Here is a 25,080-nt window from a genome sequence, read left to right as displayed (position 1 = left end):
TGTGACACAATCACCGATCACATTGACCACTTGCCCCACGGAGACCCTCATGGCCCACGTCACCCTGCACAACGCCGCCGGCTACGCCCAGGACATCAAGGCGCGCATCCACCAGCTCAAGTCCGACGAACCCGAAAGCAATGGCGGCAAGGACACCGGCCCCGCGCCTTATGAGCTGCTGCTGGCTGCGCTGGCCTCCTGCACCTCGCTGACCCTGCGCATGTACGCCGACCGCAAGGGCTGGGACCTGGGCAGCATCTCGGTGGACGCCCACTTCGGACGCGATGACAGCGGCCTGGAAACCATCACCCGCAAGATCAGCTTCGGCAATACTCTGTCCCAGGAACAACTGACCCGCCTGGCCGAGATCTGCGAAAAGACCCCGGTCACCAAGACCATCCGCCAAGGCACCGCCATTCAGACATCGATGGCGTAACCCGCCGCGCGCCAGGCATCGATGCCGCCGGTCAGCGGACGCACACGGGTATAGCCGCGCCGCATCAGCTGGCGCGCCACCAGCGCTGCCGAGGCCTCGTTGGGACAGGCGCAGTAGACCACCACCTCGCCCTCGACGGGACCATCGAAGACGAAGGTCTGGATCTCCTGGTTGGAGATGGTGACGGCGCCCGGAATACGCCCATCCTGCTGCGACAGCGGCGAACGCACATCGATGATGGTGGGAGCATTGCCCTCTTCGAGCATGGTGTTGAGCTCATCGACCGAAATGCGCGCCATCTCCAGCGACTTGCGGAAACGCCGGCGCTGCCACCACTTGTTGGCCACGAAAGCCGCCAGCGCCACCGCGATCATCAGCATGCCGTAATGGCCGAGTTCGGCCAGCACATTGAGCAGGTCATCCACGGCCGAACTGAACAGCGAGCCTAGGAAGATGCCCAGCCCGGCCCACAAGGCGCTGCCGGCGGCGTCCCACAGCAGGAAGCTGCGACGGCGCGTGCCCATCGTGCCCGACAGCGCACTGGCAATGGAAGCAAAGCCGGGAATGAACTTGGCCAGCAAGAGCGAACGCGCGCCCCAGCGCAGGTAGATCGATTCGGTCTGGCGCACGCAGGAGTCCGGCGAGAGCGAGATACGGCACAGCCGCGACATGATCTGGCGGCCATAGCGCCGGCCTGCGAGGTACCAGACATAGTCGGCCAGCAGCGCCGCGCACACCGCCACCAGCAACAGCACCGCCGGCGAGTAGCGCCCCGCCGCCGAGAGCGCGCCGGTCAGGATCAGGGTCGGATAGGCCGGCACAGGCGCGCCGAGCTGCTCCACCAGAACATTGACGAAGACGATGAGCAGACCATACTGCTCGATCAGGTGATAAAGGGTTTCCATGGCAGGCAGCCTTGATGTCCCGCCGCGATGGCGGATTGCAGACCGCCATTATAGGTGCGCCGCAGCGCGCCCGCTTGCATCGGGCCGGGCATGAAAAAGCGCCCTGCTCGCCGGCACAGGTCCGGCGCACAGGGCGCAAACGAGGAAAACCTCGGAGAAAACCGTAACGCCGCTTCAGGCAGCGTGCTTCACCGCCGCCTCAGCCGGGCCGCCGCCATCCGGCGCGGCCGGCCGGGTGCGCGCCAGGAACACCAGCACCGCCGCCAGCAATGAAGCGCCCGACAAGGCGAACAGGCCACCCTGGATGGAACCGGTCTTCTGCTCCAGATAGCCGAAGGTGGCGGGAGCAAAGAAGCCGCCCAGGTTGCCCAGCGAATTGATCAGCGCCAGCACCGCCGCCGCGATGCGCGCATCGAGATAGGCCTGCGGGATCGGCCAGAACAGCGACGAGGCCGCCTTGAAGCCGATGCCGGCGAAACACACCGCGACGAAACCGATCACCGGACCGGCCACCGCCGAAATGGCCATGCCCGCCGCCGAGATCACCAGCGTGGTGGCAACCCAGAACTGCGGTTTCTTGTAGCGCGCCGCCAGCACGGCGAACAGGTACATTGCCGCGATGGCCACGATCCAGGGGATGGAGTTGAACAGCCCCACCTGGAAATCATTGAAATGCCCCATCTTCTTGATGATGGTCGGCAACCAGAAGGTGGCGCCGTAGATAGTCAGCTGGATGGCGAAATAGATAAAGCAGAACAGCACGATCTGCGGATCACGCAGCAGCGACAAGGCCGAGACATGGGCCGGACGATTGGCCGCGCGCTGCTCCTGTTCGGCGGCGATGACGGCGGCCAGCGCCTCGCGTTGCTCCTGCGAGAGCCACTTGGCCTCACGCGGAGTGGAGTCCAGCACCAGCCATACCACCACGCAGAACACCATCGACGCCCCGCCCTCGATGATGAACATCCATTGCCAGCCATGCAGCCCACCGCCTTCGATGAGCAAGAGGGCTCCCGTGATCGGACCGGACAGGATGGAGGCGATCGCCGAGCCCGACAGGAACACCGCCATCGCCCGGCCACGCTCATGATTGGGCAGCCACTGCGTGAAGTAGTACACCACGCCAGGGAAGAAGCCCGCCTCGGCCACGCCCAGCAGGAAACGCATGAAATAGAAACTGGTTTCGCTCTGCACGAAGGCCATGCAGGCCGCCACCAGGCCCCAGGTGAACATGATGCGGGTCAGCCAGGCGCGCGCGCCATAGCGCTGCAAGAGCATGTTGGAGGGGACTTCGAAGAGGGCGTAGCCCACGAAGAACAGCCCCGCGCCCAGGCCGAAGGCGGCGGCGCCAATGCCCAGGTCGGTGGACAGATGGCTGCGCACGAAACCGATGTTGACGCGGTCGATGTAATTGATGATGAACATCGCCACGAACAGCGGCAGGATCCGCCACTTGATCTTGCTGACTGCCGAGGTGAGCGCCAGGCCTGCCGGGGTGGATGACTGGGAAGGATTCACGGGTTGTCTCCTCTATTGAGCCCGTACTGCCGGTTGATGAAATACATGCCAGGCCGCCGGCGCGTCAGCGCGCTCTTGTGGCGGCCTTGCTGGAGCGTCGAGCGCCCGTCCTCAGCGGACCAGGCAGGGTTTCTTCGGATCGAACTTCCAGCCCGGGATCAGGTACTGCATGGCCACGGCGTCATCGCGTGCGCCCAGACCCATGTTGCGATAGGTCTGGTGCGCCGCTTCCACCTGCGCCATGTCCAGCTCCACCCCCAGTCCTGGCTTGGTCGGCACCTGCACCTTGCCGCCGACGATCTGCAGCGGCTCGCGCGTCAAGCGCTGGCCGTCCTGCCAGATCCAGTGGGTATCGATGGCGGTGATCTTGCCGGGCGCGGCCGCTGCCACATGGGTGAACATGGCCAGCGAAACGTCGAAGTGGTTATTGGAGTGCGAACCCCAGGTCAGCCCCCATTCGTGGCACATCTGCGCCACCCGCACCGAGCCCTGCATGGTCCAGAAGTGCGGATCGGCCAACGGGATGTCCACCGATTGCAGCGAGATTGCATGGCCCATCTGGCGCCAGTCGGTCGCTACCATGTTGGTAGCAGTCTGCAGGCCGGTGGCGCGGCGGAACTCGGCCATCACTTCGCGGCCCGAGTAGCCATCTTCCGCGCCGCAAGGATCTTCGGCATAGGCCAGCACATCATGCTGGTCGCGGCACAGGCGGATCGCATCCTTGAGCAACCAGCCGCCATTCGGATCGAGCGTGATGCGCGCCTTGGGGAAACGCTCGGCCAGGGCGGTCACGGCAGCGATCTCTTCCTCGCCGCGCATGACGCCGCCCTTGAGCTTGAAGTCATTGAAGCCATAGCGCGCATAGGCCGCTTCAGCCAGGCGCACCACGGCCTCCGGCGTGAGCGCCGCCTCATGGCGCAGACGCGTCCAGTCATCCTGCGCATCCGGGGCCGCCAGGTAAGGCAGATCGGTCTTGTTGCGATCGGCCACATAGAAGAGATAGCCCAGCATCTCCACCTCATCGCGCTGCTGGCCCTCGCCCAGCAAGGCCGCCACGGGCACATCCAGGAACTTGCCCAGCAGGTCCAGCAGCGCCGCCTCCAGCGCCGTGACCGCGTGGATAGCGATGCGCAGGTCGAAGGTCTGCAAGCCACGCCCGCCCGTATCACGGTCGGCAAACGCCGTGCGGGCGCGGTTGAGGATGCCCTGCACATTGCCGATGGACTGGCCCACCACCAGGGTGCGTGCATCCTCCAGGGTCTGACGGATACCCTCGCCGCCCGGCACCTCGCCCACGCCGGTGTTGCCGGCGCTATCAGTGAGGATGACCAGGTTGCGGGTGAAATAGGGACCGTGCGCACCCGACAGGTTCAGCAACATGCTGTCATGACCTGCCACCGGGATGACGCGCATCTCGGTCACGCGGGGAGCGCCCTGGACGGGCTGGACGGTATGGGGGATGGCTGCGCTGTGGCTCATGGCTCTGCTCTCTCACGCCGATGGATCGGCAAACACGGAATCGTCGAGGGTACGGACTACCTTGATTGGTAGCGGTACCAAATTAATTTGAAAAGATGGTAGCGGTACCAATTTGTGCTGTCAATCAGTCTTTCTGAAATAGCTTTTCAGCAATGTTGCGCCCCAAGAGGCCAGTAAAAGAGCCCGGTAAAAGAGGCAAGGAATCAGGCGCTGTCGCGAGCAATGATGGAGAAACCGACGTCGACCACCCGTTCAGCCACCTCGATACCGGCGGCGCGGTCGATGATGAAACGAGCGGCGCGCTGGCCGATGCCGGTGCCGTCGATGCGCACCGTGGTCAGGCGCGGCTGCAGGTCGCGCGAGAATTCGAGGTCGCCGAAACCGACCACCGCCAGTTGCTCAGGGATAGCGATGCCACGGCTCTGCGCCTCGATCATCACGCCCAGCGCCAGCAGGTCGGAGCTGCAGAAGATGGCGTCCAGGTCAGGCTGCGCCTGCAGCAGCTCGGCCAGTCCCTGGCGGCCCTGGCCCAGCGTGGTCGGCGCGGTCACATGATGCATGGGCAAGGGCGCCCTGCCCTCGTGCATGCCCAGCGCCACGCACTCCTGCGCAAACGCATTCATGCGCCGCTGGCTGCGCTCGTCGCGCCCGCCCACCACGGCGACCTTCTTGCGTCCGCGCTGATGCAGGTAGCGCGCCACCTCGCGGCCGATGGCCTCGTGCGAAAAGCCCACCAGCATGTCGATGGGCGTGGGCGTCAGGTCCCAGGTCTCCACCACCGGGATGCCGCTGGCCAGCAGGCGCTTGCGCGCCTCGGCCGAGCGCATGATGCCGGTCAGCACCACGCCATCGGGACGACGGCCGATGATGGCTTCCAGCAGCGCATCCTCCCGCGAATTCTCATAGCCGCTCTGGCCCAGCATGACCTGGTAGCCCGCCGCAGCGAGCGTTTCGGTGAGGGTGTGGACGATTTCCTGGAACACCGGCCCGATCACGGTAGGCACCACTACCGCCACCAGCCGGCTCTTGTTGGAAGCCAGTCCACCGGCCAGCAGATTGGGCACGTAACCGGTCTTCTCCACCGCCTCGCGCACCTTCTGCAAGACCTTGGGCGACACCGCCGAGGGGGTATTGAGCGCACGCGAGGCCGTGATCGGCGCCACACCCGCCAGTTGGGCGACATCACGCAAGGTCACGCCACCGGCGCTCTTGCGGCTGCCGCGACGGCGCGGACTGGCGGCATCGCCATCCTGATGGGAGGCGGCGGGGAATTCGGAGGAAGAGAGGCGGTTCTCGGACATGGCCGCATTCTAGCATCGCGGCTGGTAGCGTTACCAAGGCGCGGCGCTGCCAAGCGGGCTGCACAAGCCCGGATCACCGCTTGGGCGGACGTTGCTGCAACTGGAGATTGAGACGCTCCACCGCGCTGGCCAACGGAATGAAGAAGTTCATGCCCGCCATGCCACGCGCCCCCAGGCCGGCCACGGTGATGCCCACCACCTGGCCGGAGCGGTCCAGCAAGGGGCCGCCGCTGCTGCCGGGCAGGATGGCGACGTCGCTTTGCAGGAACTCCTGGCCATTGAGCAGGCGCACGCCACTGAGGATGCCGCGGGTCAGCGTGGTATTGAAGGTATCGCCCAGCGGCGAGCCCAATGCATAGACATCTTCGCCCAGGCCCGGCTCATCCAGGCGCAAGGGCAGCGGACGCACGCCGGGCGGTTCGGTCTTGAGCAGGGCCACGTCACGCGCCGCATCCACCCGCAACACCTCGGCCGGCAACTCGCGACCGCCCGGCAGCCGCACCCGCACCGAGCGGGCCGTGCCCACCACATGCTGGTTGCTGAGCAGCCAGCCGCTCTGGCCGATGTAGAAGCCGGTGCCGGAGCGGCCCTCGGTCAGGACCGTCACCACCCCCTGGCGCAGCTGGCCGATCACCTTGGACATCTCGCCGCCCGGCTGGGCTGCGGGCAGATTGTCGATGCTCACCGCCAGACCCGGAACGGGCTTGTTGACCGCACCGCCCGCACCCGCACCCGGAGCGGCGGGCTGGGAGGGCGGCAGGATACTGGCATTGGCGGCCGCCGCCGCCCTGTCGTAAGGGGTCTGCAAGGCCAGCGCGAAGGCCGGATCGGCCAGCAAATTGCGCACGCCCACGCTGAAGGCTTCGGCCACGATGGGCGGCGCAGCCCCTTCCAGGCTGGCCTGGCGCGACTGGAACACGCCTTCGCTGACGGTCTTGAAAATGACCTTGCGCTGGTCCGGCGCGAACACCTGCCATTCCAGCCTGAGATAGGCCTCGCCGGTCCAGGAAGCATTGCCCTTGAGACAGAGATTGGTCAGCACCTGCGCCACGATCACGCCCACCTGCAACGACTGCTCTGCCTGGCTGGGCGTGGCGTCATCCGGTTTTTCCTGGAACAGCGGCGCCTCTTTCGGTCCGGGAAGGGGATAGCCATGCTTTTGCAGTTCGCTACGGAAACGCGCCAGCATCACCCCGGTCGGTAGCAGCGCTTCACTGCCCTTGGCAGTCCAGTAGATATCGCTCTTGCGGCTGCAGAACAGGCCATTCTGCAATTCGCCGATGGGCTGGTTGCCCTGCTCGTAACGGCGCTGGATGCGCGCCAGGTAACTGGGCCGGGCCGCCGCCGTGGCGGGCATCACCAGCGGCTGGCGGATCTCCACCGGTGGCATCGCCGCCTCTTGCGCCTGGGCGACGGGATGCAGCAGCCACATCATCGAGATCAGCAAGGCGCTGCGCGCAAGATTGTTCTTGTTCATGTTCTGGCGATCGGAAAATCGTGTACGAATGAATGCCCCCGTAGGCAGGCATTGTCGCACGGCGGCCACGAGGCGGGCGATTTCCCCAAGGGACAGGCTGAATGAAAAAACGCCATTTCCCCCGCAGGAGAAATGGCGTCATCCAGAGGCCGCTATCAGGCCACGATCAGAGCACGATCAGGCCACAGCCGCCACCGCCCCGCCCGCCTTGCCCTTGATGCGCAAGACCAGCACCGCCCCGACCAGGCAAGCCACCCCCATCAGGATGGACGACAAGGTGTAGTTGCCCAGCGAGGCGCGCAGGTAGCCGGCCAGCGTGGTGGCGGTGGCCGCGCCCAGTTGGTGGCCGGCAACGATCCAGCCGAATACGATGGGGGCCGCCAGGCGACCGAAGACATCATTGGCCAGGCGCACCGTGGGCGGCACGGTGGCGATCCAGTCCAGGCCATAGAAGATGGCGAAGATGGTCAGCCCGTAGTACTGCAGGCCGAAGGCATAGGGCAGGAAGATCAGCGCCAGGCCGCGCAGGCCGTAATACCAGAACAGCAGCACGCGCGGGTTGTAGCGGTCCGAGAGCCAGCCCGAGAGCGTGGTGCCGACCAGGTCCAGCATGCCCATGGCGGCCAGGATGGAGGCGCTGCTGACTTCGTTGATGCCGTAGTCATTGCACATGGCGATGAACTGCGTGCCGATATAGCCATTGGTGGACAGGCCGCAGACGAAGAAACTGGCAAAGAGCAGCCAGAAATCCGGCATGCGCACCGAAGTGCGCAGCGCGTCCAGGGCGATGAAGAGCGGATTGCGGCGGGACAGGCCCTCGTCCTTGATCTCGCTGGTCTGGCCCAGCATCTTCTGGCCGATCGCCGCCGGGCTTTCCGGCAGCAGCAGCCACACCAGCGGGATGGCCAGCAGCGCCACCGCCGACACCAGGAAGGCGACCGAGCGCCAGCCATAGCTGCCGACCATGGCCGCCATCAGCGGCAGGAACACCATCTGGCCGGTGGCCGCGCTGGCCGTGAGCAAGCCCATGGCCAGGCCGCGCCGGGTCTCGAACCAGCGGCTGACGATGGTCGCGCCCAGGGTATTGGCGGCCACGCCGGTGCCCGCCCCCACCAGCAAGCCCCACGACAGCAGCATGTGCCAGGGCATGTGCATGAGGGTCGACAGCGCCGTGCCGCTGGCCAGCAGCACCAGGGCCGCCAGCACTACGCGGCGGATGCCGAAGCGCTGCATGGCCGCCGCCGAGAAGGGACCGATCAGGCCATACAGGGCGATGTTGACCGAGATCACCACCGAGATGGTGGAACGGTTCCAGCCGAATTCCTGTTCCAGCGGCAGGATCATCACCGAGGGCGTGGCGCGGATGCCGGCCGAACACAGCAGCACGAGGAAGATCACGCCCACCACCACCCAGGCATAGTGGAAGCGGGGCGTGACGGCGTTGGCGAGCGATTGGGTGAACTTGGTCATGGCAGTCCAGTGGAGGTGTGGGTGCAGCAGCGCAAGGCCGGGTGGAGATCAGGCTTCTTGCAGTCGGGTGTAGGCATCTTCGATCAGATCGTTGAAATTGCGCGCCAGGTCCGGGCCCAGCAGGCGGTCGATCTCATCCTGGGCGCGCCGCCAGTACGGGCGCGCCTGTTCCAGCTTGGCGCGGCCGTCCTGGCTCAGTTGCAGCGCGAAGGACCGCTTGTCCAGCTGGGCGTCTGCGGGCAGGTCAACGGTCTCTATCCAGCCGGCCGCCATGAGCGGCTTCAAGGCCCGGCTCAGGGTGCTGCGGTCCATGCCCATGTCCTGCGCCAGGGTGATGTTGGCGATGGGTCCCTTGCGACCGATGCGGCTGATCAGCGAATACTGGGTAATGCTCAGTTCGCAATCCTGCAGGTGATGGTCGTAGAGGACGGTGATGCGGCGCGTGAGGCGGCGCAGCGGCGCGCAGGTGCAGATGTCCTTGCTCATGGGGATTCCCGGTGGAGTCTTGCCCTTCAGGCAGACTGTCAATTAAGTATGCATATACATCGATGTATGCGCATCATATTGATCACTCCTGGCGAAGTCAAGTGGCGTTGCTCGGCAGCCTCAGGGGAAGATGGGAGCAATGGCAGTGGCAGACGGCGATGCCGCGCCCGCCCGCTGCGTCGGCGCCAGGGAGCCGGTCAGATGACGCAGCTCGTCCAGCAGGCGGGCGGCCGGCGCCGGCAGGATGCCCTGGCGGCGGCGAAAGGCGGTCAGGGTGCGTGGCGCATCCAGCCCGGCCACCTCCAGTGCGACGATGACTCCGGCCTGGCGCTCGGTATCGAACATCGGCCCGGACATCCAGCCGATGAAGCCACAGCGCGCCACCAGGCTCTTGAGGACCGTGACCGAACGCGACTCGACGGCGATCTCCGGCATCGGCAGGCCATGCCGGGCGAAGGTTTCCTGGACGTGCAGGTAGGGGCCGGTGCCTTTGGGCGTGAGCGCCCAGCGTTGTCCCAGGGTCTGCTCCAGCGCAATGCGCCCTTGCTGACGCAGCGGATGGTCGGGCGCGGCGACCACGTAGCTCAGATCGGTCCAGCAGCAATCGGCAATGGCGGCCACCCCCTCGGTCTGTCCTCCTGAGGTGCTCAGGGCCAGGTCGATCTCATGCGTGAGCAAGCCCTCGACCAGCCGGTCCCATACGCCTTCGATGATCTCCACCCGCAGGTTGGGCCACTTATCGAGCACACCGCGCACCGCCAGCGGCAAGACCAGGCTGGCGATGCTGCCCACCGCCCCGACCTTGATGACGCCCTTGGCCAGGCCGCGGATGGCATCGAGCTCCTCGCGCGCCTGCTGGGCCTCGCGCTGCAGCGACATGGCATGGGGCAGCAGCGCCTGGCCCAGCACGGTCAGATGCATGCCCTTGGTATGGCGTTCGAACAAGGCCCCGCCCACCGATTCTTCCAGCCGCTTGATGGCGCGGCTCAGGGCCGGCTGGGTCAGGTTGAGCAGCGCCGCCGCGCGCCCCAGGCTGCCGGCCGAGACAATGGCATTGAACATTTCCAGCTGTTGCAGGTTGAAGCTCACGCGGGGCCTCCTGGGAGGATGAAAGGACAGGCTCAACACATTACCAGATGTAATGACTTTGATCACATCCGGCAATTTTCAACCTGGAGCCAGCGTTTCATACTGCCCTCCATCATCCACCCGGCCCGCACTGGTCACAGGTGCGGGTCTCTTCACAGGATCAGCGATGCAGCAGAAGTTTCCCCACCCGATCACCGTCCGTCATGCGGTGCTGGATCTCATGCGCCGTCTCGGCATGACCTCCGTCTTTGCCAATCCCGGTTCCACCGAGCTGCCGATGTTCCGCGACTTTCCGGAGGATTTCCGCTACGTGCTGGGCTTGCAGGAAGCCGTCGTGGTCGGCATGGCCGACGGCTTCGCCCAGGCCAGCGGCAACGCCGCCCTGGTCAACCTGCACTCGGCCGCCGGGGTCGGCAATGCCATGGGCAACATCTTCACCGCCTTTCGCAATCGCACGCCGCTCATCATCACGGCCGGCCAGCAAGCGCGCTCCATTCTCCCCTTCGACCCCTTCCTGGGCGCCACGCAGGCCACCGAGCTGGCCAAGCCCTACCTCAAGTGGAGCATCGAACCCGCCCGCGCAGCCGATGTGCCCTTGGCGCTGGCGCGGGCCTATCACATGGCCATGCAGGAACCACGCGGGCCGGTGTTCGTCTCCATCCCCGTGGATGACTGGGACCAGCCGGCCGAGCTGGTGCCGCCCACCCAGGTGACCAGCCGCTGCCGTCCGGAACCTGCTGCCATCGCCAGGCTGGCGGCGGCGCTGGAGCAGAGTCAGCGCCCAGCCATCGTGGTGGGCGCGGAGCTGGACCGGGCCGGCGCCTGGGACGCTGCGATCGCGCTGGCCGAGACACTGCGGGCGCGGGTGTTCGTGGCGCCGATGTCCTCGCGCTGCAGTTTCCCGGAAGACCATCCGCTGTTCGCCGGCTTCCTGCCGGCCATGCGCGAGAAGATCGTGCAGGCCCTGCAAGGCCACGACCTGCTCTTCGCGCTGGGTGCGCCGGCCTTCACCTATCACGTCGAAGGCAGTGGCCCGCACGTGCCGCCAGGCGCGGCCCTGTTCCAGCTGATCGACGATCCGGTCACGGCCTCCTGGACACCGACCGGCCAGGCCATCGTCGGCAACATCCAGCTCGGCCTGGACGACCTGCTGGCGCAGATCAGGCGACAGCCGCCCACGCAACGTGCACAGCCGCCGGCGCGACCTGCCCGTGCGCGGGTGGAGGCAAGCGCTCCGCTGTCCATGGCCTATGCCCTGCAAACCCTGGCCGACGTGCGCGAGGCCGGCGACATCGTCGTCGAGGAAGCGCCCGGCTCGCGTCCCGTGATGCAGGCCCATCTGCCCTTCACTCGCCCCGGCAGCTTCTACACCATGGCCAGCGGCGGCCTCGGATATGGCATGCCGGCTGCCGTTGGCGTCGCGCTGGCGCGTCCGCACAGCCGGGTCATCGGGCTCATCGGCGATGGTTCGGCGATGTATTCGCCACAGGCCATCTACAGCGCCGTCCAGCTGGGACTGCCGATCACCTTCGTCATCCTCAACAATGGGCGCTACGCCGCCTTGCAGGATTTCGCGCCGGTGTTCGGTTTCGGCCCCGAGGATCCGGTGCATGGGACGGAGCTTCCCGGTCTGGATTTCGTGGCGCTGGCGCACAGCATGGGCTGTCACGGCGTGCGCGTGAGCCAGGCCGCCGCATTGGCGCCGGCGCTGCGCGAGGCCTTGTGTTCCAATGAAACGCGGCTGGTGGAAATCGTGGTGCGTTGAACCCCAGGTTCGCCATCCGGCCCGACATCGTCCCCCTGAATCCAGACAGACAAGAGAAAACCGAGGAGCAGACCCATGAATGACATCGATATGCTGATCAACGGCGAACGCCGCGGCGCCACCGGCGCTGCGTATTTCGAGCGGCGCAATCCGCTGGACCATAGCGTGGCTGCGCGCGCGCCGGCAGCCACCGTGGCCGACGCCCGTGCAGCGGTCGCTGCCGCAGCCGCCGCCTTCCCGGCCTGGGCCGCGATCGGGCCGGGCCAGCGCCGCGCCCTGTTGACACACGCCGCCGATGCGCTGCAGGCCCGCGCCGACGACTTCGCCCAGGCCATGGCGGCCGAGACCGGGGCGTCGCATCACTGGGCCGGCTTCAACGTCAAGCTGGCCGCCGACGGGCTGCGCGAAGCCGCCGCCATGACCACCCAGATCGCCGGTGAAGTGATTCCCTCGGACGTGCCCGGCAACCTGGCCATGGGGGTGCGCCAGCCGGCCGGCGTGGTGCTGGGCATCGCGCCCTGGAACGCCCCTGTGATCCTGGGCGTGCGCGCTATCGCCTTGCCGCTGGCCTGTGGCAACACGGTGGTGTTCAAGGGGTCCGAGATCTGCCCGGCCACCCATGGCCTGATCATCGCCGCCCTCCAGGAGGCAGGCCTGCCGCCGGGCGTGGTCAACTTCGTTACCAATGCCCCGGAAGACGCCGCTGCCATCGTCGAAGCCATCATCGCTGAACCCGCCGTGCGGCGCGTCAACTTCACCGGCTCCACCCGCGTGGGCCGCATCATTGCCGCGCAATGCGCGCGCCACCTCAAGCCCGCCGTGCTGGAGCTGGGCGGCAAGGCGCCCTTTATCGTGCTGCACGACGCCGACCTCGACGCCGCCGTAGAGGCCGCCGCCTTTGGCGCCTTCGCCAACTCGGGACAGATCTGCATGTCCACCGAGCGCATCATCGTCGATGACAGCGTGGCCGACGAGTTCGTGCGCAGGCTCGCTGCCAAGGCGGCCAGCCTGCCGCTGGGTGATCCGCGCCAGGGACCGGTGGTGCTGGGTTCGGTGGTGGACATGGCCACCGTCGAGCGATGCAATGCGCTCATCGACGACGCCCTGGCCAAGGGCGCTACCCTGGTCTGCGGCGGCAGGGCCAGCGACACGCTGATGCCGGCCACGCTGCTGGATCACGTCAGCGCCAACATGCTGATCTACCGCGAGGAGTCCTTCGGCCCGGTCAAGCCCATCGTGCGCGTGGCCGGCGACGAAGCCGCCATCGCCTGCGCCAACGACAACGAATACGGCCTGTCCTCGGCCCTGTTCAGCCGTGACGTGGCGCGCGCCCTGGCGCTGTCGCGCCGCATCGAATCGGGCATCTGCCACATCAATGGACCCACCGTCCACGACGAGGCCCAGATGCCCTTCGGCGGCGTCAAGTCCAGCGGCTTCGGCCATTTCGGCGGCAAGGCCGGCATTGCCGAATTTACCGAGCTGCGCTGGGTGACGGTGCAGACCACGCCGCGCCACTATCCGTTCTGAGTCCTGCCCCGGCCAGGCCAGCGTCACGCTGCGCCAGCCGGGCCCGCTGTTCCACCACCACAACAATCACCAACGCCGGCCGCCCACCATCGGACCGGCGTGATACAACCGAGGAGACTTCCATGCGCAATACGCCCTGGCCATTGCCGCCCCAGCTCGCACCTTCCCTGCTCTTGCTCGAGCACGTCGTCGCCGCCCTGCGCGCGGCCGGGGAGCGCACATGAGCAAGCTAGGCGCACATGGCAACCAGACCGTCGACATCGGGCGCATGCTCGATGACGGCGTCTTCTCGGGATTCCAGAAACTGGTGGTGTGCCTGGCGGCGCTGTCCATCGTCATGGATGGCTTTGATGGACAACTGATCGGCTTCGCCATCCCCAGCCTGATCAAGGAATGGGGCATCACCCGCAACGCCTTCGCCCCGGCCGTGGCCGCTGGCCTGGTCGGAATGGGCATCGGCAGCGCCTTTGCCGGCCTGTTCGCCGACCGCTTCGGGCGCCGCATGGCCATCATCGGCAGTGTCTTCGTCTTCGGCGTGGCCACCAGCCTGATCGCGTTTTCTCCGGACGTGACCACCATCGCCATCCTGCGCTTCTGCGCCGGCCTGGGCATTGGCGGCGCACTGCCCAGCTCGACCACCATGACCGCCGAATTCAGCCCGGCGCGACGCCGCACCCTGGCCGTTACCGCCACCATTGTCTGCGTACCGCTGGGTGGCATGCTGGCCGGGCTGTTCGCCAATGCGGTGCTGCCGCACTATGGCTGGCGCGGCCTGTTCCTGATCGGCGGCCTGCTGCCGGTGGCGTTTTCGGTGCTGCTGTGGTTCGTCATTCCGGAGTCGCCGCGCTACCTGGCGCGCCATCCGCACCGCTGGGATGAATTGCGCCGCCTCCTGCAACGCATGTCGCGACCGGTCAGCGCCGACACCGGCTTTGCCGACGCCCGCGAGCAAGCCATCGAGACCCGTGCGGGATTCGGCGCGCTCTTCGCCAGCGGCCAGGCACGCGACACCATGGCGCTGTGGGTGGCCTTCTTCATGAACCTGCTGGCGGTCTATAGCGCCTTCAGCTGGCTGCCCACGATGCTGGCGGGCGAAGGGCTGAGCCCCTCGGTAGCCGGCGCCGGGCTGACGGCCTACAACTTCGGCGGCGTCTTCGGCGCGCTGCTGTGCGCCCTGTTCATCACGCGCTTCGGTTCGCGCCTGCCCATGCTGCTGTGCTGCCTGGCGGCCACGGCCAGCGCGCTGTTCCTGCGCAGCCTCGACGTGGCCAGCCAGACCACGCTGCTGGTGGTGGGCATCGGCCTGCACGGCCTGTTCGTCAACGCCGTACAGAGCACCATGTATGCACTGTGCGCCTACATCTATCCCACCCAGGTGCGCGCCACCGGCACCGCCGCAGCACTGGCCTTTGGCCGGCTGGGCGCGATCCTGAGCGCCTTTGCCGGCGCGCTGGTGATCACCCAGGGCGGCGCAGCGGGCTACCTGGCCATGCTGGCCGGAGCCATGCTGATGGTGTTCGTGGCGCTGCTGGTGGTGCGCAAACATATCCCCCGCGTGAATGCGGGGGCTGCTGAAACATTGAAGAAGGAATCACACGCATGAAGATAGCCATCGTCGGCGCAGGCGCCATGGGGGGATTGTTCGCAGCGCGCCTGGCGCTGGCCGGACAGGACGTGAGTTTGATCGAGGTGGCCCCGGCCAGCATCGAGGCGATCAGCAGCCATGGCCTGTCGCTCACCGATGAAGACGGCGCCCACACGGTCAGGGTGCCAGTGGGCCGGGCCGACAGCTTCCAGGATGCCTTCGATTTGATCATCCTCTTCACCAAGGGCTTCCATACCCAGGCCGCCATCGCCAGCGTGGCCCACCTGGCAGGTCCCCATACCTGGGCGCTGTCGGTGCAGAACGGGCTGGGCAATGCCGACCTGATTGCCGAGGTGATCCCGCGTGAACGCATCATCGTGGGCATGACCAATCTGCCGGCCGACCTCAGGGCGCCGGGCGTGGTCCACAGTCATGGAGAAGGACAGGTCAGGATCTGGACGCTGTCGGGGCAGCCCAGCGCGCAATTGACCCAGGTCGCGGCTGATTTCAATGCAGCCGGCCTGCCCTGCAGCGCCGATCCGCTGGTGCAGCAGGCCATCTGGGAAAAGCTGGCCTTCAATGCCGCGCTGAACGCGATCTGCGCCGTCACCGGCCTGACCGTGGGCGCCGCCGGGGCCAGCGCCTCAGGCCGGGAGCTGGCCCTGCGCATTGCCGCCGAGACCGTGGCAGTGGCGCAGGCAGCGGGCATTGACGCGCGCCTGGTGCAGGTCGAAGACGCCATCGAACACGCATTCCGCACCCACCTGCATCACAAACCCTCGATGCTGCAAGACATCGAGGCCGGACGCAGGACCGAGATCGACTTCATCAACGGCGCCGTGGTCCGCGAGGCAGAGCGCCTGGGCCTGCCCGTCCCCACCACGCAGACCCTGCATCAGCTGGTGAAGTTGATGGAAGGGGCGGCGCAAGCGCAACAGCGCCCGGCCGCTCAGACCAGCGAATCGTCGTAGCCGCCGCTATCGTCCAGGTCGACATTGCCCAGGTCGGCCAGGTCGTTGCTGGAACCGAAGTCGTTGCCATCGCTGCTGGCCTGGTCGGAGGACCGGTCGGCATCGCTGCCGTAGTAGTTGTTGACGGTGGTGTTCTCGATATTTTCTACCGGCGCGCTCAAGCCGTTCTGGTGCGCAAAGCCGGAGCCGCCATTGCCGTTGAACAGGTGCTCGATGCCCTGGTAAAGGAAGGCGCCGCCCGCCACACCTGCCGCCGTAGCGGCCACCGTGCCGAGCATGCTGCCCATGCCGCCGCCAAAGAAGCCTGACGAGGGCGCTGGTGCCGGCGCTGGCGCGGCCTGGTAAGCGGGGGCGGCAGGGGCAGCGTAGGCAGGCGCAGCCGGGGTGGCCGGTGCGGCCGAACCATAGGCTTGCGGACGCGACGCCGTCGCCGCGCGCCCCCAGGCATTGCCATCGAGGAAGCCCGGCTCGCGCGCACCGCCGGCCTGCAGCGCCTGTACCTGGCTTTGCAACGCCGCCACCTGCGCCTTGGCGGCGTTCAATGCCTGCTCCACCAGCAGCGCTCGCTGTACCAGCAGATAGGCCGCATCGGGCTGGCGCGCTACCGCTGCCGCGATCATCGCATCGGCCTGGGGATCCTTGCTGATGCCCCGGACCTCGGTCAGTTGTTGAAGAAAATCCTGCAGTGCCTGGGTTTCTTGCGGACTCATGATGACGAACTCCCTACTGAGATGAAGACGAGGAATGTAGACACAACGACATCTGGGGTGATAGTGGATGACAGTTATCGCGGTCAACATCATTATGCTCGCGCCGATATCGAAGATTTGTGTCAACAATCGACGAGATGGAAACAGCTTGTAACAGCCATCCAGAACCAGAGCAAAGTCAAGGCAAGTGCTCGCAAAAAACCCGAAGCGCCAAATTTTAGGTAATATCCCCCTCCCCGTCGCCGTTCCCGCCGCCACAAGCCCCGGAACGAGCGGGAGCAGGCGCAGGAAGCCGTTAGCGGTTTCCTCCCCACGATCCGGATGGCCGGAAGTCAAAGCATCTTCCCGGCCGCTCCGCCGCATTCACACCAGGAAACCAGACCGGTGAAGGCGGGCCTTGCCCGGAGTACGGGCGCCCTACTATCACCACACCCGTTTTTACTCCTCATCAAGACCATGACCCAACAAATCTCTGCAGCCGAGCAACTCTTGCGTGACGCCGCACGCGAATACCATCGCACGCCGTCGCGCGGCAAGATCGAAGTCCGTCCCACCAAGCCGCTGTCGAACCAGCGCGACCTGTCGCTGGCCTATTCGCCGGGCGTGGCCTATCCCTGCCTGGATATCGAAGCCGATCCCCTGAAGGCCTTCGACTACACCTCGCGCGGCAACCTGGTGGCCGTCATCAGTAACGGTACCGCCGTGCTGGGCCTGGGCAACATCGGTCCGCTGGCTTCCAAGCCAGTGATGGAAGGCAAGGGCTGCCTGTTCAAGAAATTTGCCGGCGTGGACGTATTCGACATCGAACTGGCCGAGAACGACCCGGACAAGCTGGTCGAGATCATCGCCTCGCTGGAGCCGACCCTGGGCGGCATCAACCTGGAAGACATCAAGGCCCCGGAATGCTTCTACATCGAGCAGAAGCTGTCGGCGCGCATGAACATCCCGGTCTTCCACGATGACCAGCACGGCACCGCCATCATCTCCTCGGCAGCGCTGTTGAACGGCCTGGAACTGGTCGGCAAGGACATCGGCAAGGTCAAGATCGCCGTCTCCGGCGCCGGTGCGGCAGCGATTGCCTGCGTGGAAGTGATGATCGGCCTGGGTGTGAAGCGCGAGAACGTCTACATGGTCGACAGCAAGGGTGTCATCTATGAAGGCCGCCCCGGTGGCCTGGACGCCTCCAAGCAGCGCTACGCCATCAAGACCGAGGCGCGCACCCTGGCTGACGTGGTCAATGGCGCTGACGTCTTCCTGGGCTGCTCCGCGCCGGGCGTGCTGAGCGCCGAGATGGTCAAGACCATGGCCGACAAGCCCATCATCCTGGCGCTGGCCAATCCGGAACCGGAAATCCGCCCCGAGCTGGCCAAGTCGGTGCGTCCGGACTGCATCATCGCCACCGGCCGTTCGGACTATCCGAACCAGGTCAACAACGTCCTGTGCTTCCCCTACATCTTCCGTGGCGCGCTGGACTGCGGCGCCACCAAGATCACCGAAGCCATGAAGCTGGCCTGCGTGCGCGAGATCGCCGACCTGGCCAAGGCCGAGACCAGCGCCGAAGTCAGCGCCGCCTATCCCGGCAAGGAACTGGTGTTCGGCGCCGACTACCTGATCCCGACCCCGTTCGATTCGCGCCTGATCCTGAAGATCGCCCCCGCCGTGGCCAAGGCTGCCGCCGAGTCCGGCGTAGCCACCCGTCCCATCAAGGACTACGACGCCTACCGCGCCGAGCTGACCCGCTTCATCTACCAGACCGGCATGTTCATGCAGCCCGTCTTCAACACCGCCAAGGTCGCGCCGCAACGCGTGGTCTACGCCGACGGCCAGGACGAGCGCGTGCTGCGCGCCGTGCAGTTCGTGGCTGACGAAGGCCTGGCCGCGCCTATCCTGGTGGGCGCACCTGCGGCCATCGAAGCCGGCATCAAGAAGGCCGGCCTGCGCATCAAGATCGGTCAGAACGTGCAGGTGATCGACCCGGCCACCGACGCCCGCGTGGCGCAGTACGCCGCCCAGTACAAGGACGGCGGCGAAGCCGACGTGCGCGCCAGCGGCAGCCTCTTGGCCGCGCTGATGGTCAAGGCCGGCGACGCCGACGCTATGCTGTGCGGTCTGGATGGCAACTACGACGGCCACCTGGCGCATGTGGAAAAGGTGATCGGCCTGAAGCAAGGCGCGCAGGAATTCGCCGCCCTGAACGCTGTGCTGCTGCCGGACCAGACCCTGTTCATCACCGACACCTACGTCAACGACACCCCGGACGCCGAGCAACTGGCCCGCATCGCCCAGGCCGCCGCCGAAGAAGTGGCGCGTTTCGGCGTGCCGCCGAAGGTGGCTTTCCTGTCGCACTCCAACCGTGGCAGCTCCTCGCGTCCGTCGGCCCGCAAGATGGCGGCCGCCCATGAGGCCTTCAAGAAGCTGGCCCCGGAGGTCGAATCCGCCGGCGAACTGCATGGCGACGCCGCCCTGTCGGAAAAGATCCGCAACAACGCCGGCCTGGCCGACAGCGGCCTGACCGGTGCAGCCAACGTGCTGGTCTGCCCCAACCTGGATGCCGCCAACATCCTCTTCAACGTGTTGAAGACCAGCAGCGGCCAGGGCACCACCATCGGCCCCATCCTGCTGGGTGCGGCCGCTCCGGTGCATGTGCTGACCCCGTCGAGCACGGTGCGCCGCGTCATCAACATGACCGCCCTGGCGGCGGCCAAGGCGCAGGACGGCAAGTCCAAGGCCTGAGCTTGCCTCTGAGCTCTCTCTGAGCTGAGCTGCAGCCGCCGTCGCGGCGGCTGTATGAACAACGCCCCGCTGTCGTGAGACGCGGGGCGTTTTTCGTGGGCCGGTACAAGGATGGGGCCTGGCTAATCCTTCACATAATGCGGAAAACGCTGGCGGATCTCCTCCAACTGCGCCAGCGTGCCCGACAGATGCTCGCGCAAGGCAGCCTGGGCGGCGGCCGGGTCGCCTGCCGCGATGGCGTCCACGATGGCGGCGTGGTCGCGCAGCACCCGTGCGGTCTTGCCGGGGATAGGCACATGCAGGTTGCGCAGGCGGTCAAGGTGGCCGCTTTGCCGCCGCACCATGGACCAGAGCTCCGGTACCTGCGCCGCTTCGTACATCTGGCGGTGGAAGGCCTGGTCGGCCAGCACGAACTCGGCGTAGTTTTCCCGCCCGGCCAGCACCCGCTGGACCTCGATACTGTCGCGCAGGCGGTTCACCAGCGCGGCGTCAGCCTGCGCGGCCAGCGTGTGGACGATTTCCAGCTCGATGGAACGGCGCAGGAAATGCGCCTGCCGCGCCAGCGTCACATTGACCGCGCTGACCACCGTCGCATGCTGGGGAAAGATGTCCACCAGCCCTTCCTCGCCCAGCTTGATGAGCGCGTCCCGGATCGGCGTCTGGCTCAGGCCGTATTGCGCGGCCAGCTCGGCGCGCTGCAAGACCGTGGCCGGGGCCAGGCGCATGCCGATGATCAGCTCGCGCAGATGCTCGAAGACCTGCGGCGCGGCATGGCGCGAGCGGTCCAGCGGCGGCGGGGTGATGACGATGGGGGCGGTGCTGGTGCTGGTCATGCTGATGTCCTTGCGTCCTTGCTGGAAACCCGGGAGCACGCCCGTCAACCACGAGCACTTCCCTCCCGACCCGCGATGATAAACCGCCCTCCCGTGATTGACGCACTAATATATTAGTGTTTTAATGCTCCACATCGCGCAGTTGTACGACGACATCTCGCCCACAGAGGCCATGCCAGCTGCGCCCTGTCCATCGAGGAGACCTGCGTGGAAACACCCCAGCCAGCAGCCAGCGCCACCGGCGCGGCCGCGCCCACCGTCCTGCAACAGGCGGTGGCCAAGATCAAGCAGCGCGTCTTGCCGCTGTTCGTGATCATGTTCATCGTCAACTACATCGACCGCGTCAACATCGGCTTCGTGCGCAGCCACCTGGCCACCGATGTGGGCATCGGCACGGCCGCCTACGGCCTGGGTGCAGGCCTGTTCTTCGTCGGCTACGCCCTCTTCGAGGTGCCCTCCAACCTGCTGCTGCAACGCTTCGGCGCCAAGGCCTGGCTGACCCGCATCATGGCGACCTGGGGCCTGGCGGCCACGGCCATGGCCTTTGTCAACAGCGAGACCACCTTCTACGTGCTGCGCTTCCTGCTGGGAGCGGCCGAGGCCGGTTTCTTCCCGGGCGTGATCTACTACTTCACGCAATGGCTGCCGGCCAGCGAACGCGGGCGCGCCATGGCGATCTTCCTGTCCGGCTCGGCGCTGGCGTCCATCCTCAGCGGGCCGATCTCAGGGGGACTGTTGCAGATCGACGGCGGCGGGCTGCAGGGCTGGCAATGGATGTTCATCATCGAAGGCATGGCCTCGGTACTGCTGTGCGGCTTCGTCTGGTTCTGGCTGGATTCGATGCCCGCTGACGCCAAGTGGCTCACCGCGCAGGAACGCAGCGCCATCACCCGCGCCATCGTGGACGAGCAGGCCGAGCGCATGAAGCACCAGCCCGCGCAGGTCTCGCCGCGGCAACTGCTGCGCGATCCGCAGATCCTGATCTTCTGCTTCATCTACTTCTCGATTTCCCTGACCATCTATGGCGCCACCTTCTGGCTGCCCAGCATCATCCGCAAGATGGGCAGCTTCAGCGATTTCCAGGTGGGGCTGTTCAATTCCATTCCCTGGCTGATCTCAATCGTGGCCATGTACGCCTTCGCCGCCCTGGCGGCCCGTTTCAAGCACCAGCAGGCCTGGGCCGCCACGGCGCTGGTGATCGCGGCCGCCGGCATGTTCGCCTCCACCTTCGGCAATTCGGTCTATGCCTTCGTCTCGATCTGCTTTGCGGCGGTCGGCTTCAAGGCGGCGTCCTCGCTGTTCTGGCCGCTGCCGCAAGCCTATCTGGATGCGCGCATTGCCGCCGGCGTCATCGCCCTGATCAATTCCATCGGCAACCTCGGCGGCTTTGTCGCGCCGACGGCCTTCGGCTTCCTGGAACAGCGCACCGGCTCCATCCAGGGCGGGCTGATGGGATTGGCCATCACCTCGCTGGTGGCCGCCGGCGTCGTGTTCCTGGCCCGTTCGGGACCGGGCGCCACGCGCCGTCCCCGCTGAACCCGGCCCCGTGCAGAGGCCACATCCACAAGAGAGCCCACCATGAAAATCACCCGCGTCACCGTCACCCCCATCGCCTTCAAGGATGGCCCCCTGCTCAACGCCAGCGGCATCCATGAACCCTATGCGCTGCGCTCCATCATCGAGATCGAAACCGATAACGGCTACATCGGCCTGGGCGAAAGCTATGGCGATGCGCCGGCGCTGAAGATCCTCGATCTGGTGAAGGAACGACTGGTGGGCCTGGACCCGTTCAACCTCAATGGCCTGCGCGCCATCGTGCGCGGCGTGGTGGCCGCCATGGCCCCGGCCAGCAACGCCGGCGCGGAACTGGCGCCGGGCTCGCATGCCAGCAAGGCCGTCTCCAATGCCTATTCGGCCTTCGAGGTGGCCTGCCTGGACGCCCAGGCGCGCTACCTCAACGTGCCGCTGGTGGATCTGCTGGGCGGTGCGGTGCGCAAGGAGATTCCCTTCAGCGCCTATCTCTTCTTCAAGTACGCCCAGCACATCGACAGTCCCTATGCGCCCGATGCCTGGGGCGAGGCGCTGAGCGAAGAACAGATCGTGGCGCAGGCGCGCAAGATGATCGAGGAAAACGGTTTCCAGAGCATCAAGCTCAAGGCCGGCGCGCTCGCGCCCGAGCACGAGGTGGCCTGCATCAAGGCGCTCAGGAAAGCCTTCCCCGACGCCCCGCTGCGCATCGACCCCAACGGCAACTGGTCGCTTCAGACCGCCATCCGCATGGCCGAGCTGCTGGGCGATGACCTGCAATACTACGAAGACCCGACCCCCGGCCTGGAAGGCATGGCCGAACTGCACCGCCGCACCGGGCTGCCGCTGGCCACCAACATGGTGGTGACCGATTTCGATGAACTGCGCCGCAGCGTGGCCTTGGACAGCGTCCAGATCGTGCTGGCCGACCACCACTACTGGGGCGGCCTGCGCGATACCCAGCAACTGGCGAAGATGTGTGATGTGTTCGGCCTGGGCGTGTCCATGCATTCCAACTCGCACCTGGGCATCAGCCTGATGGCGATGTCGCATGTGGCCGCAGCGGTGGAGAACCTGTCCTATGCCTGCGATACCCACTACCCCTGGCAAGAACCGGATGAGGAAGTCATCCAGGGCGGCAAGCTGCCCATCCGCAATGGCTGCGTGCAGATCACCGACGCCCCCGGCCTGGGCGTGGAAGTGGACCAGGACCAGTTGCGCAAACTGCATCAGCTCTACCTCGAGTGCGGCATCCGCCAGCGTGATGACGTGGGCCAGATGCGCAAGTACCAACCGGACTGGAAGACCGTCAAGCCGCGTTTCTGAGGCCGCCCTGCAGGCCGCCGGCCCAGGCCGCGCAGCGCTGCATTGATATCAAATCCCGCATTGCCTGGTCGATTAATTTCATTGGATGGAATGCTTGCCGCTGGTTAATATCAAGCCCGATCCAGCCATGCGACCATCGACCAGCAAGCGCCAGGGGCAGTGGGAAGCCCGCCGCAAATGACACAGAGACAGGATGGGCAGGAAGCCGACGCTTCGTGACGGCATGACAGCATGACATCACCAGCACTCTGATTGCACCATCGCGCCCCGCCACCCCGGCCGGATGCTTCCCTGTACACGCCCGGACGCCAACCGGGCGGCCCGCTTCGATGACGTCGGCTGGACCGATACCGACAACGATAAATCGAATGCGAGGATGACATGATCTGGTTCTACAACCTCAACATCGCCAAGAAGCTGGCCTTGTCCTTTGCCGTGGTGATCGCGCTGACCCTGTTGCAGGGCCTGTTCGCCATCAAGGAACTCAAGCAGGTCAACAAGGCCTCTGGCGAGATTGTCAGCAAGTGGATGCCGACCATGGACGCGGCCCGCGAGCTGCAAGGCTCGCTGCCGCCGCTACGCCTGAACGAACTGGAACTGGTCACTGCCGTCACGCCCCAGGAGCGCGCCGCCGCCAACAAGGCGATCAAGGACAGGCTCGATGCACTGACCCGGCAGCGCGCCATCTTCGAACAGCGCATGTCGGAGCCGCAGGAAAAGGAACAGTACGCGCAATTCCTCAAGAACCTGACGGCCTACGTCAAGGTCGACGAGCAATTGGCCGAGATGGCGGCCAACCAGCAATACGATGAGACCCGCGCCCTCTTCAACGGCGACTCCGCCAAGCTCTATCGCAGCATGGTCGGCAACCTCGATGCCATCGTCAAGATCAACACCAGCGGCAGCGCCCAGGCCGATGAAGAGGCCTCGACCGTGTTTCGCGGGGCGCAGCGCTGGATCGTCGGCCTGCTGGCAGCCACCGTGCTGATTGCTTCGCTGCTGGCCTTCCTGGTGGCCACCAATGTCTCGCGTCCGCTCAAGGAGGCCGTGCAGATCGCCCAGCGCGTGGCGCGCGGCGACCTGACGCTGCGCATCCGTCCGGCCGGGCGCGATGAAACCGGCGCCCTCATGGAAGCCCTGCGCGCCATGAATGAAAGCCTGCGCGACATCGTCAGCGAAGTGCGCCAGGGCACCGACACCATCACCACCGCCTCGCACGAGATCGCGCGCGGCAACCTGGACCTGTCCAACCGCACGGAACAACAGGCCGGCTCCCTCGAAGAAACCGCCTCGGCCATGGAAGAACTGACTTCCACCGTGACGCAGAACGCCGACAACGCCCGCCAAGCCAACCAGCTGGCCGCCACCGCCTCGGACATCGCCAGCCAGGGCGGCGAGGTCGTGGGCCAGGTGGTGCAGACCATGGAAGGCATCACCGAGAGTTCGCGCCGCATCGCCGACATCATCAGCGTGATCGACGGCATCGCCTTCCAGACCAATATCCTGGCCCTGAACGCCGCCGTGGAAGCGGCCCGCGCGGGTGAGCAGGGACGCGGCTTTGCCGTGGTGGCGTCCGAAGTGCGCTCGCTGGCCCAGCGCTCGGCCGGCGCGGCCAAGGAAATCAAGGAACTCATCGACGATTCGGTGCAGAAGGTCAGCGCCGGCAGCGCCCTGGTGGAACGCGCCGGCAGCACCATGACCGAAGTGGTGGCCAGCGTGCGACGCGTCACCGATGTGGTCGCTGAAATCAGCGCCGCCACCCAGGAACAGAGCGGCGGCATCAACGAAGTCAACCTGGCCATCACCCAGATGGACGAGACCACCCAGCAGAACGCCGCCCTGGTGGAACAGGCCGCCGCAGCGGCAGATTCGCTCAAGGGCCAGGCCAGCAACCTGGCGGCGGTGGTGGGCAAGTTCAAGCTGGATTGAACTTGCCCAAGCA

19 protein-coding genes are annotated in these 25,080 nt (G+C 66.1%); 9 read left to right on the top strand and 10 right to left on the bottom strand.

What is annotated here, in order from left to right; all coding sequences use genetic code 11:
* The first annotated feature begins 49 nt into the window (after positions 1–49).
* Positions 50–436 carry an OsmC family protein gene (locus ACP92_RS05785; RefSeq protein WP_013233187.1) on the top strand — a complete coding sequence of 129 codons (387 nt, stop codon included), beginning with the start codon at positions 50–52 and terminating at the stop codon, positions 434–436.
* Here ACP92_RS05785 and ACP92_RS05780 read toward each other — a convergent pair.
* From ACP92_RS05780 to ACP92_RS05745, 8 genes are all read right to left on the bottom strand, one after another.
* Positions 418–1,341 carry a DedA family protein/thiosulfate sulfurtransferase GlpE gene (locus ACP92_RS05780; protein ID WP_013233186.1) on the bottom strand — a complete coding sequence of 308 codons (924 nt, stop codon included), beginning with the start codon at positions 1,339–1,341 and terminating at the stop codon, positions 418–420. The two genes, ACP92_RS05785 and ACP92_RS05780, sit on opposite strands and share 19 nt — an antisense overlap.
* Positions 1,342–1,515: 174 nt before the next feature.
* A complete protein-coding gene (locus ACP92_RS05775) occupies positions 1,516–2,859 on the bottom strand; it encodes an MFS transporter (protein WP_013233185.1) in 1,344 nt (447 codons plus the stop codon).
* A 111-nt stretch (positions 2,860–2,970) separates the two neighbouring features.
* Positions 2,971–4,338, bottom strand: coding sequence for a glucarate dehydratase (gudD, locus tag ACP92_RS05770; protein ID WP_013233184.1), 1,368 nt, complete (start codon positions 4,336–4,338; stop codon positions 2,971–2,973).
* Positions 4,339–4,541: 203 nt separating this feature from the next.
* Positions 4,542–5,639, bottom strand: coding sequence for a LacI family DNA-binding transcriptional regulator (locus tag ACP92_RS05765; RefSeq protein WP_013233183.1), 1,098 nt, complete (start codon positions 5,637–5,639; stop codon positions 4,542–4,544).
* Between the two features lie 73 nt (positions 5,640–5,712).
* The gene (locus tag ACP92_RS05760) at positions 5,713–7,116 is read right to left on the bottom strand and encodes a S1C family serine protease (RefSeq protein WP_041310287.1); all 1,404 of its coding nucleotides are present in this window, start codon (positions 7,114–7,116) and stop codon (positions 5,713–5,715) included.
* A gap of 177 nt (positions 7,117–7,293) precedes the next feature.
* Positions 7,294–8,586 (bottom strand): MFS transporter, encoded by a 1,293-nt coding sequence (locus ACP92_RS05755; protein ID WP_013233181.1) that lies wholly within the window; start codon positions 8,584–8,586, stop codon positions 7,294–7,296.
* A 48-nt stretch (positions 8,587–8,634) separates the two neighbouring features.
* Positions 8,635–9,072, bottom strand: coding sequence for a MarR family winged helix-turn-helix transcriptional regulator (locus ACP92_RS05750; protein ID WP_013233180.1), 438 nt, complete (start codon positions 9,070–9,072; stop codon positions 8,635–8,637).
* 120 nt (positions 9,073–9,192) lie between these two features.
* Complete coding sequence (locus tag ACP92_RS05745) at positions 9,193–10,161, bottom strand: LysR family transcriptional regulator (protein ID WP_013233179.1); 969 nt, start codon at positions 10,159–10,161, stop codon at positions 9,193–9,195.
* Positions 10,162–10,327: 166 nt separating this feature from the next.
* Here ACP92_RS05745 and mdlC point away from each other — a divergent pair, with 166 nt between their 5' ends.
* From mdlC to ACP92_RS05725, 4 genes are all read left to right on the top strand, one after another.
* The gene (mdlC, locus tag ACP92_RS05740) at positions 10,328–11,926 is read left to right on the top strand and encodes a benzoylformate decarboxylase (protein ID WP_013233178.1); all 1,599 of its coding nucleotides are present in this window, start codon (positions 10,328–10,330) and stop codon (positions 11,924–11,926) included.
* Positions 11,927–12,001: 75 nt separating this feature from the next.
* Complete coding sequence (locus ACP92_RS05735; protein ID WP_013233177.1) at positions 12,002–13,453, top strand: aldehyde dehydrogenase; 1,452 nt, start codon at positions 12,002–12,004, stop codon at positions 13,451–13,453.
* Between the two features lie 220 nt (positions 13,454–13,673).
* Entirely contained in the window at positions 13,674–15,056 is a 1,383-nt protein-coding gene (locus ACP92_RS05730) for an MFS transporter (protein WP_013233176.1), read from the top strand.
* Positions 15,053–16,009: a ketopantoate reductase family protein gene (locus ACP92_RS05725; RefSeq protein WP_013233175.1), complete on the top strand. Its 957-nt coding sequence runs from the start codon at positions 15,053–15,055 to the stop codon at positions 16,007–16,009. Before ACP92_RS05730 ends, ACP92_RS05725 begins: the two co-directional genes overlap by 4 nt.
* On the opposite strand, the gene ACP92_RS05720 is transcribed toward ACP92_RS05725, so the two are convergent.
* Positions 15,988–16,719 carry a DUF2076 domain-containing protein gene (locus ACP92_RS05720; protein WP_013233174.1) on the bottom strand — a complete coding sequence of 244 codons (732 nt, stop codon included), beginning with the start codon at positions 16,717–16,719 and terminating at the stop codon, positions 15,988–15,990. The two genes, ACP92_RS05725 and ACP92_RS05720, sit on opposite strands and share 22 nt — an antisense overlap.
* A gap of 456 nt (positions 16,720–17,175) precedes the next feature.
* Between ACP92_RS05720 and ACP92_RS05715 the strand changes: the two genes are divergently transcribed.
* A complete protein-coding gene (locus ACP92_RS05715; protein WP_013233173.1) occupies positions 17,176–19,452 on the top strand; it encodes an NADP-dependent malic enzyme in 2,277 nt (758 codons plus the stop codon).
* A gap of 122 nt (positions 19,453–19,574) precedes the next feature.
* Here the strand turns inward: ACP92_RS05715 and ACP92_RS05710 are convergent, their stop codons facing one another.
* Positions 19,575–20,285, bottom strand: a complete 711-nt coding sequence (locus ACP92_RS05710) for a GntR family transcriptional regulator (RefSeq protein WP_013233172.1) — start codon at positions 20,283–20,285, stop codon at positions 19,575–19,577.
* A 207-nt stretch (positions 20,286–20,492) separates the two neighbouring features.
* On the opposite strand from ACP92_RS05710, the gene ACP92_RS05705 reads away from it, so the two are divergent.
* The 3 genes from ACP92_RS05705 to ACP92_RS05695 all read left to right on the top strand — a co-directional run bounded on the left by ACP92_RS05705 (position 20,493) and on the right by ACP92_RS05695 (position 25,067).
* Positions 20,493–21,821, top strand: coding sequence for an MFS transporter (locus ACP92_RS05705; protein ID WP_041310283.1), 1,329 nt, complete (start codon positions 20,493–20,495; stop codon positions 21,819–21,821).
* 42 nt (positions 21,822–21,863) lie between these two features.
* On the top strand, positions 21,864–23,138 hold the full coding sequence (locus tag ACP92_RS05700; protein WP_013233170.1) for a glucarate dehydratase family protein: 1,275 nt from the start codon (positions 21,864–21,866) through the stop codon (positions 23,136–23,138).
* A gap of 381 nt (positions 23,139–23,519) precedes the next feature.
* The gene (locus ACP92_RS05695; protein WP_013233169.1) at positions 23,520–25,067 is read left to right on the top strand and encodes a methyl-accepting chemotaxis protein; all 1,548 of its coding nucleotides are present in this window, start codon (positions 23,520–23,522) and stop codon (positions 25,065–25,067) included.
* Positions 25,068–25,080: the final 13 nt, after the last annotated feature.

This window comes from Herbaspirillum seropedicae, from assembly GCF_001040945.1.
Taxonomy (GTDB): domain Bacteria; phylum Pseudomonadota; class Gammaproteobacteria; order Burkholderiales; family Burkholderiaceae_D; genus Herbaspirillum; species Herbaspirillum seropedicae.
Note: the sequence above shows the minus strand (reverse complement) of the source record. Positions and strands in the feature narration are given on the sequence as shown.

What these genes read in the sequence shown, in the direction of transcription:
- ACP92_RS05785 (WP_013233187.1), top strand. Translation starts at nt 50, where the DNA reads ATGGCCCACGTCACCCTGCACAACGCCGCCGGCTACGCCCAGGACATC.
- ACP92_RS05780 (WP_013233186.1), bottom strand. Translation starts at nt 1,341, where the DNA reads ATGGAAACCCTTTATCACCTGATCGAGCAGTATGGTCTGCTCATCGTC.
- gudD (WP_013233184.1), bottom strand. Translation starts at nt 4,338, where the DNA reads ATGAGCCACAGCGCAGCCATCCCCCATACCGTCCAGCCCGTCCAGGGC.
- ACP92_RS05765 (WP_013233183.1), bottom strand. Translation starts at nt 5,639, where the DNA reads ATGTCCGAGAACCGCCTCTCTTCCTCCGAATTCCCCGCCGCCTCCCAT.
- ACP92_RS05760 (WP_041310287.1), bottom strand. Translation starts at nt 7,116, where the DNA reads ATGAACAAGAACAATCTTGCGCGCAGCGCCTTGCTGATCTCGATGATG.
- ACP92_RS05755 (WP_013233181.1), bottom strand. Translation starts at nt 8,586, where the DNA reads ATGACCAAGTTCACCCAATCGCTCGCCAACGCCGTCACGCCCCGCTTC.
- ACP92_RS05750 (WP_013233180.1), bottom strand. Translation starts at nt 9,072, where the DNA reads ATGAGCAAGGACATCTGCACCTGCGCGCCGCTGCGCCGCCTCACGCGC.
- mdlC (WP_013233178.1), top strand. Translation starts at nt 10,328, where the DNA reads ATGCAGCAGAAGTTTCCCCACCCGATCACCGTCCGTCATGCGGTGCTG.
- ACP92_RS05735 (WP_013233177.1), top strand. Translation starts at nt 12,002, where the DNA reads ATGAATGACATCGATATGCTGATCAACGGCGAACGCCGCGGCGCCACC.
- ACP92_RS05730 (WP_013233176.1), top strand. Translation starts at nt 13,674, where the DNA reads ATGAGCAAGCTAGGCGCACATGGCAACCAGACCGTCGACATCGGGCGC.
- ACP92_RS05725 (WP_013233175.1), top strand. Translation starts at nt 15,053, where the DNA reads ATGAAGATAGCCATCGTCGGCGCAGGCGCCATGGGGGGATTGTTCGCA.
- ACP92_RS05720 (WP_013233174.1), bottom strand. Translation starts at nt 16,719, where the DNA reads ATGAGTCCGCAAGAAACCCAGGCACTGCAGGATTTTCTTCAACAACTG.
- ACP92_RS05715 (WP_013233173.1), top strand. Translation starts at nt 17,176, where the DNA reads ATGACCCAACAAATCTCTGCAGCCGAGCAACTCTTGCGTGACGCCGCA.
- ACP92_RS05710 (WP_013233172.1), bottom strand. Translation starts at nt 20,285, where the DNA reads ATGACCAGCACCAGCACCGCCCCCATCGTCATCACCCCGCCGCCGCTG.
- ACP92_RS05700 (WP_013233170.1), top strand. Translation starts at nt 21,864, where the DNA reads ATGAAAATCACCCGCGTCACCGTCACCCCCATCGCCTTCAAGGATGGC.
- ACP92_RS05695 (WP_013233169.1), top strand. Translation starts at nt 23,520, where the DNA reads ATGATCTGGTTCTACAACCTCAACATCGCCAAGAAGCTGGCCTTGTCC.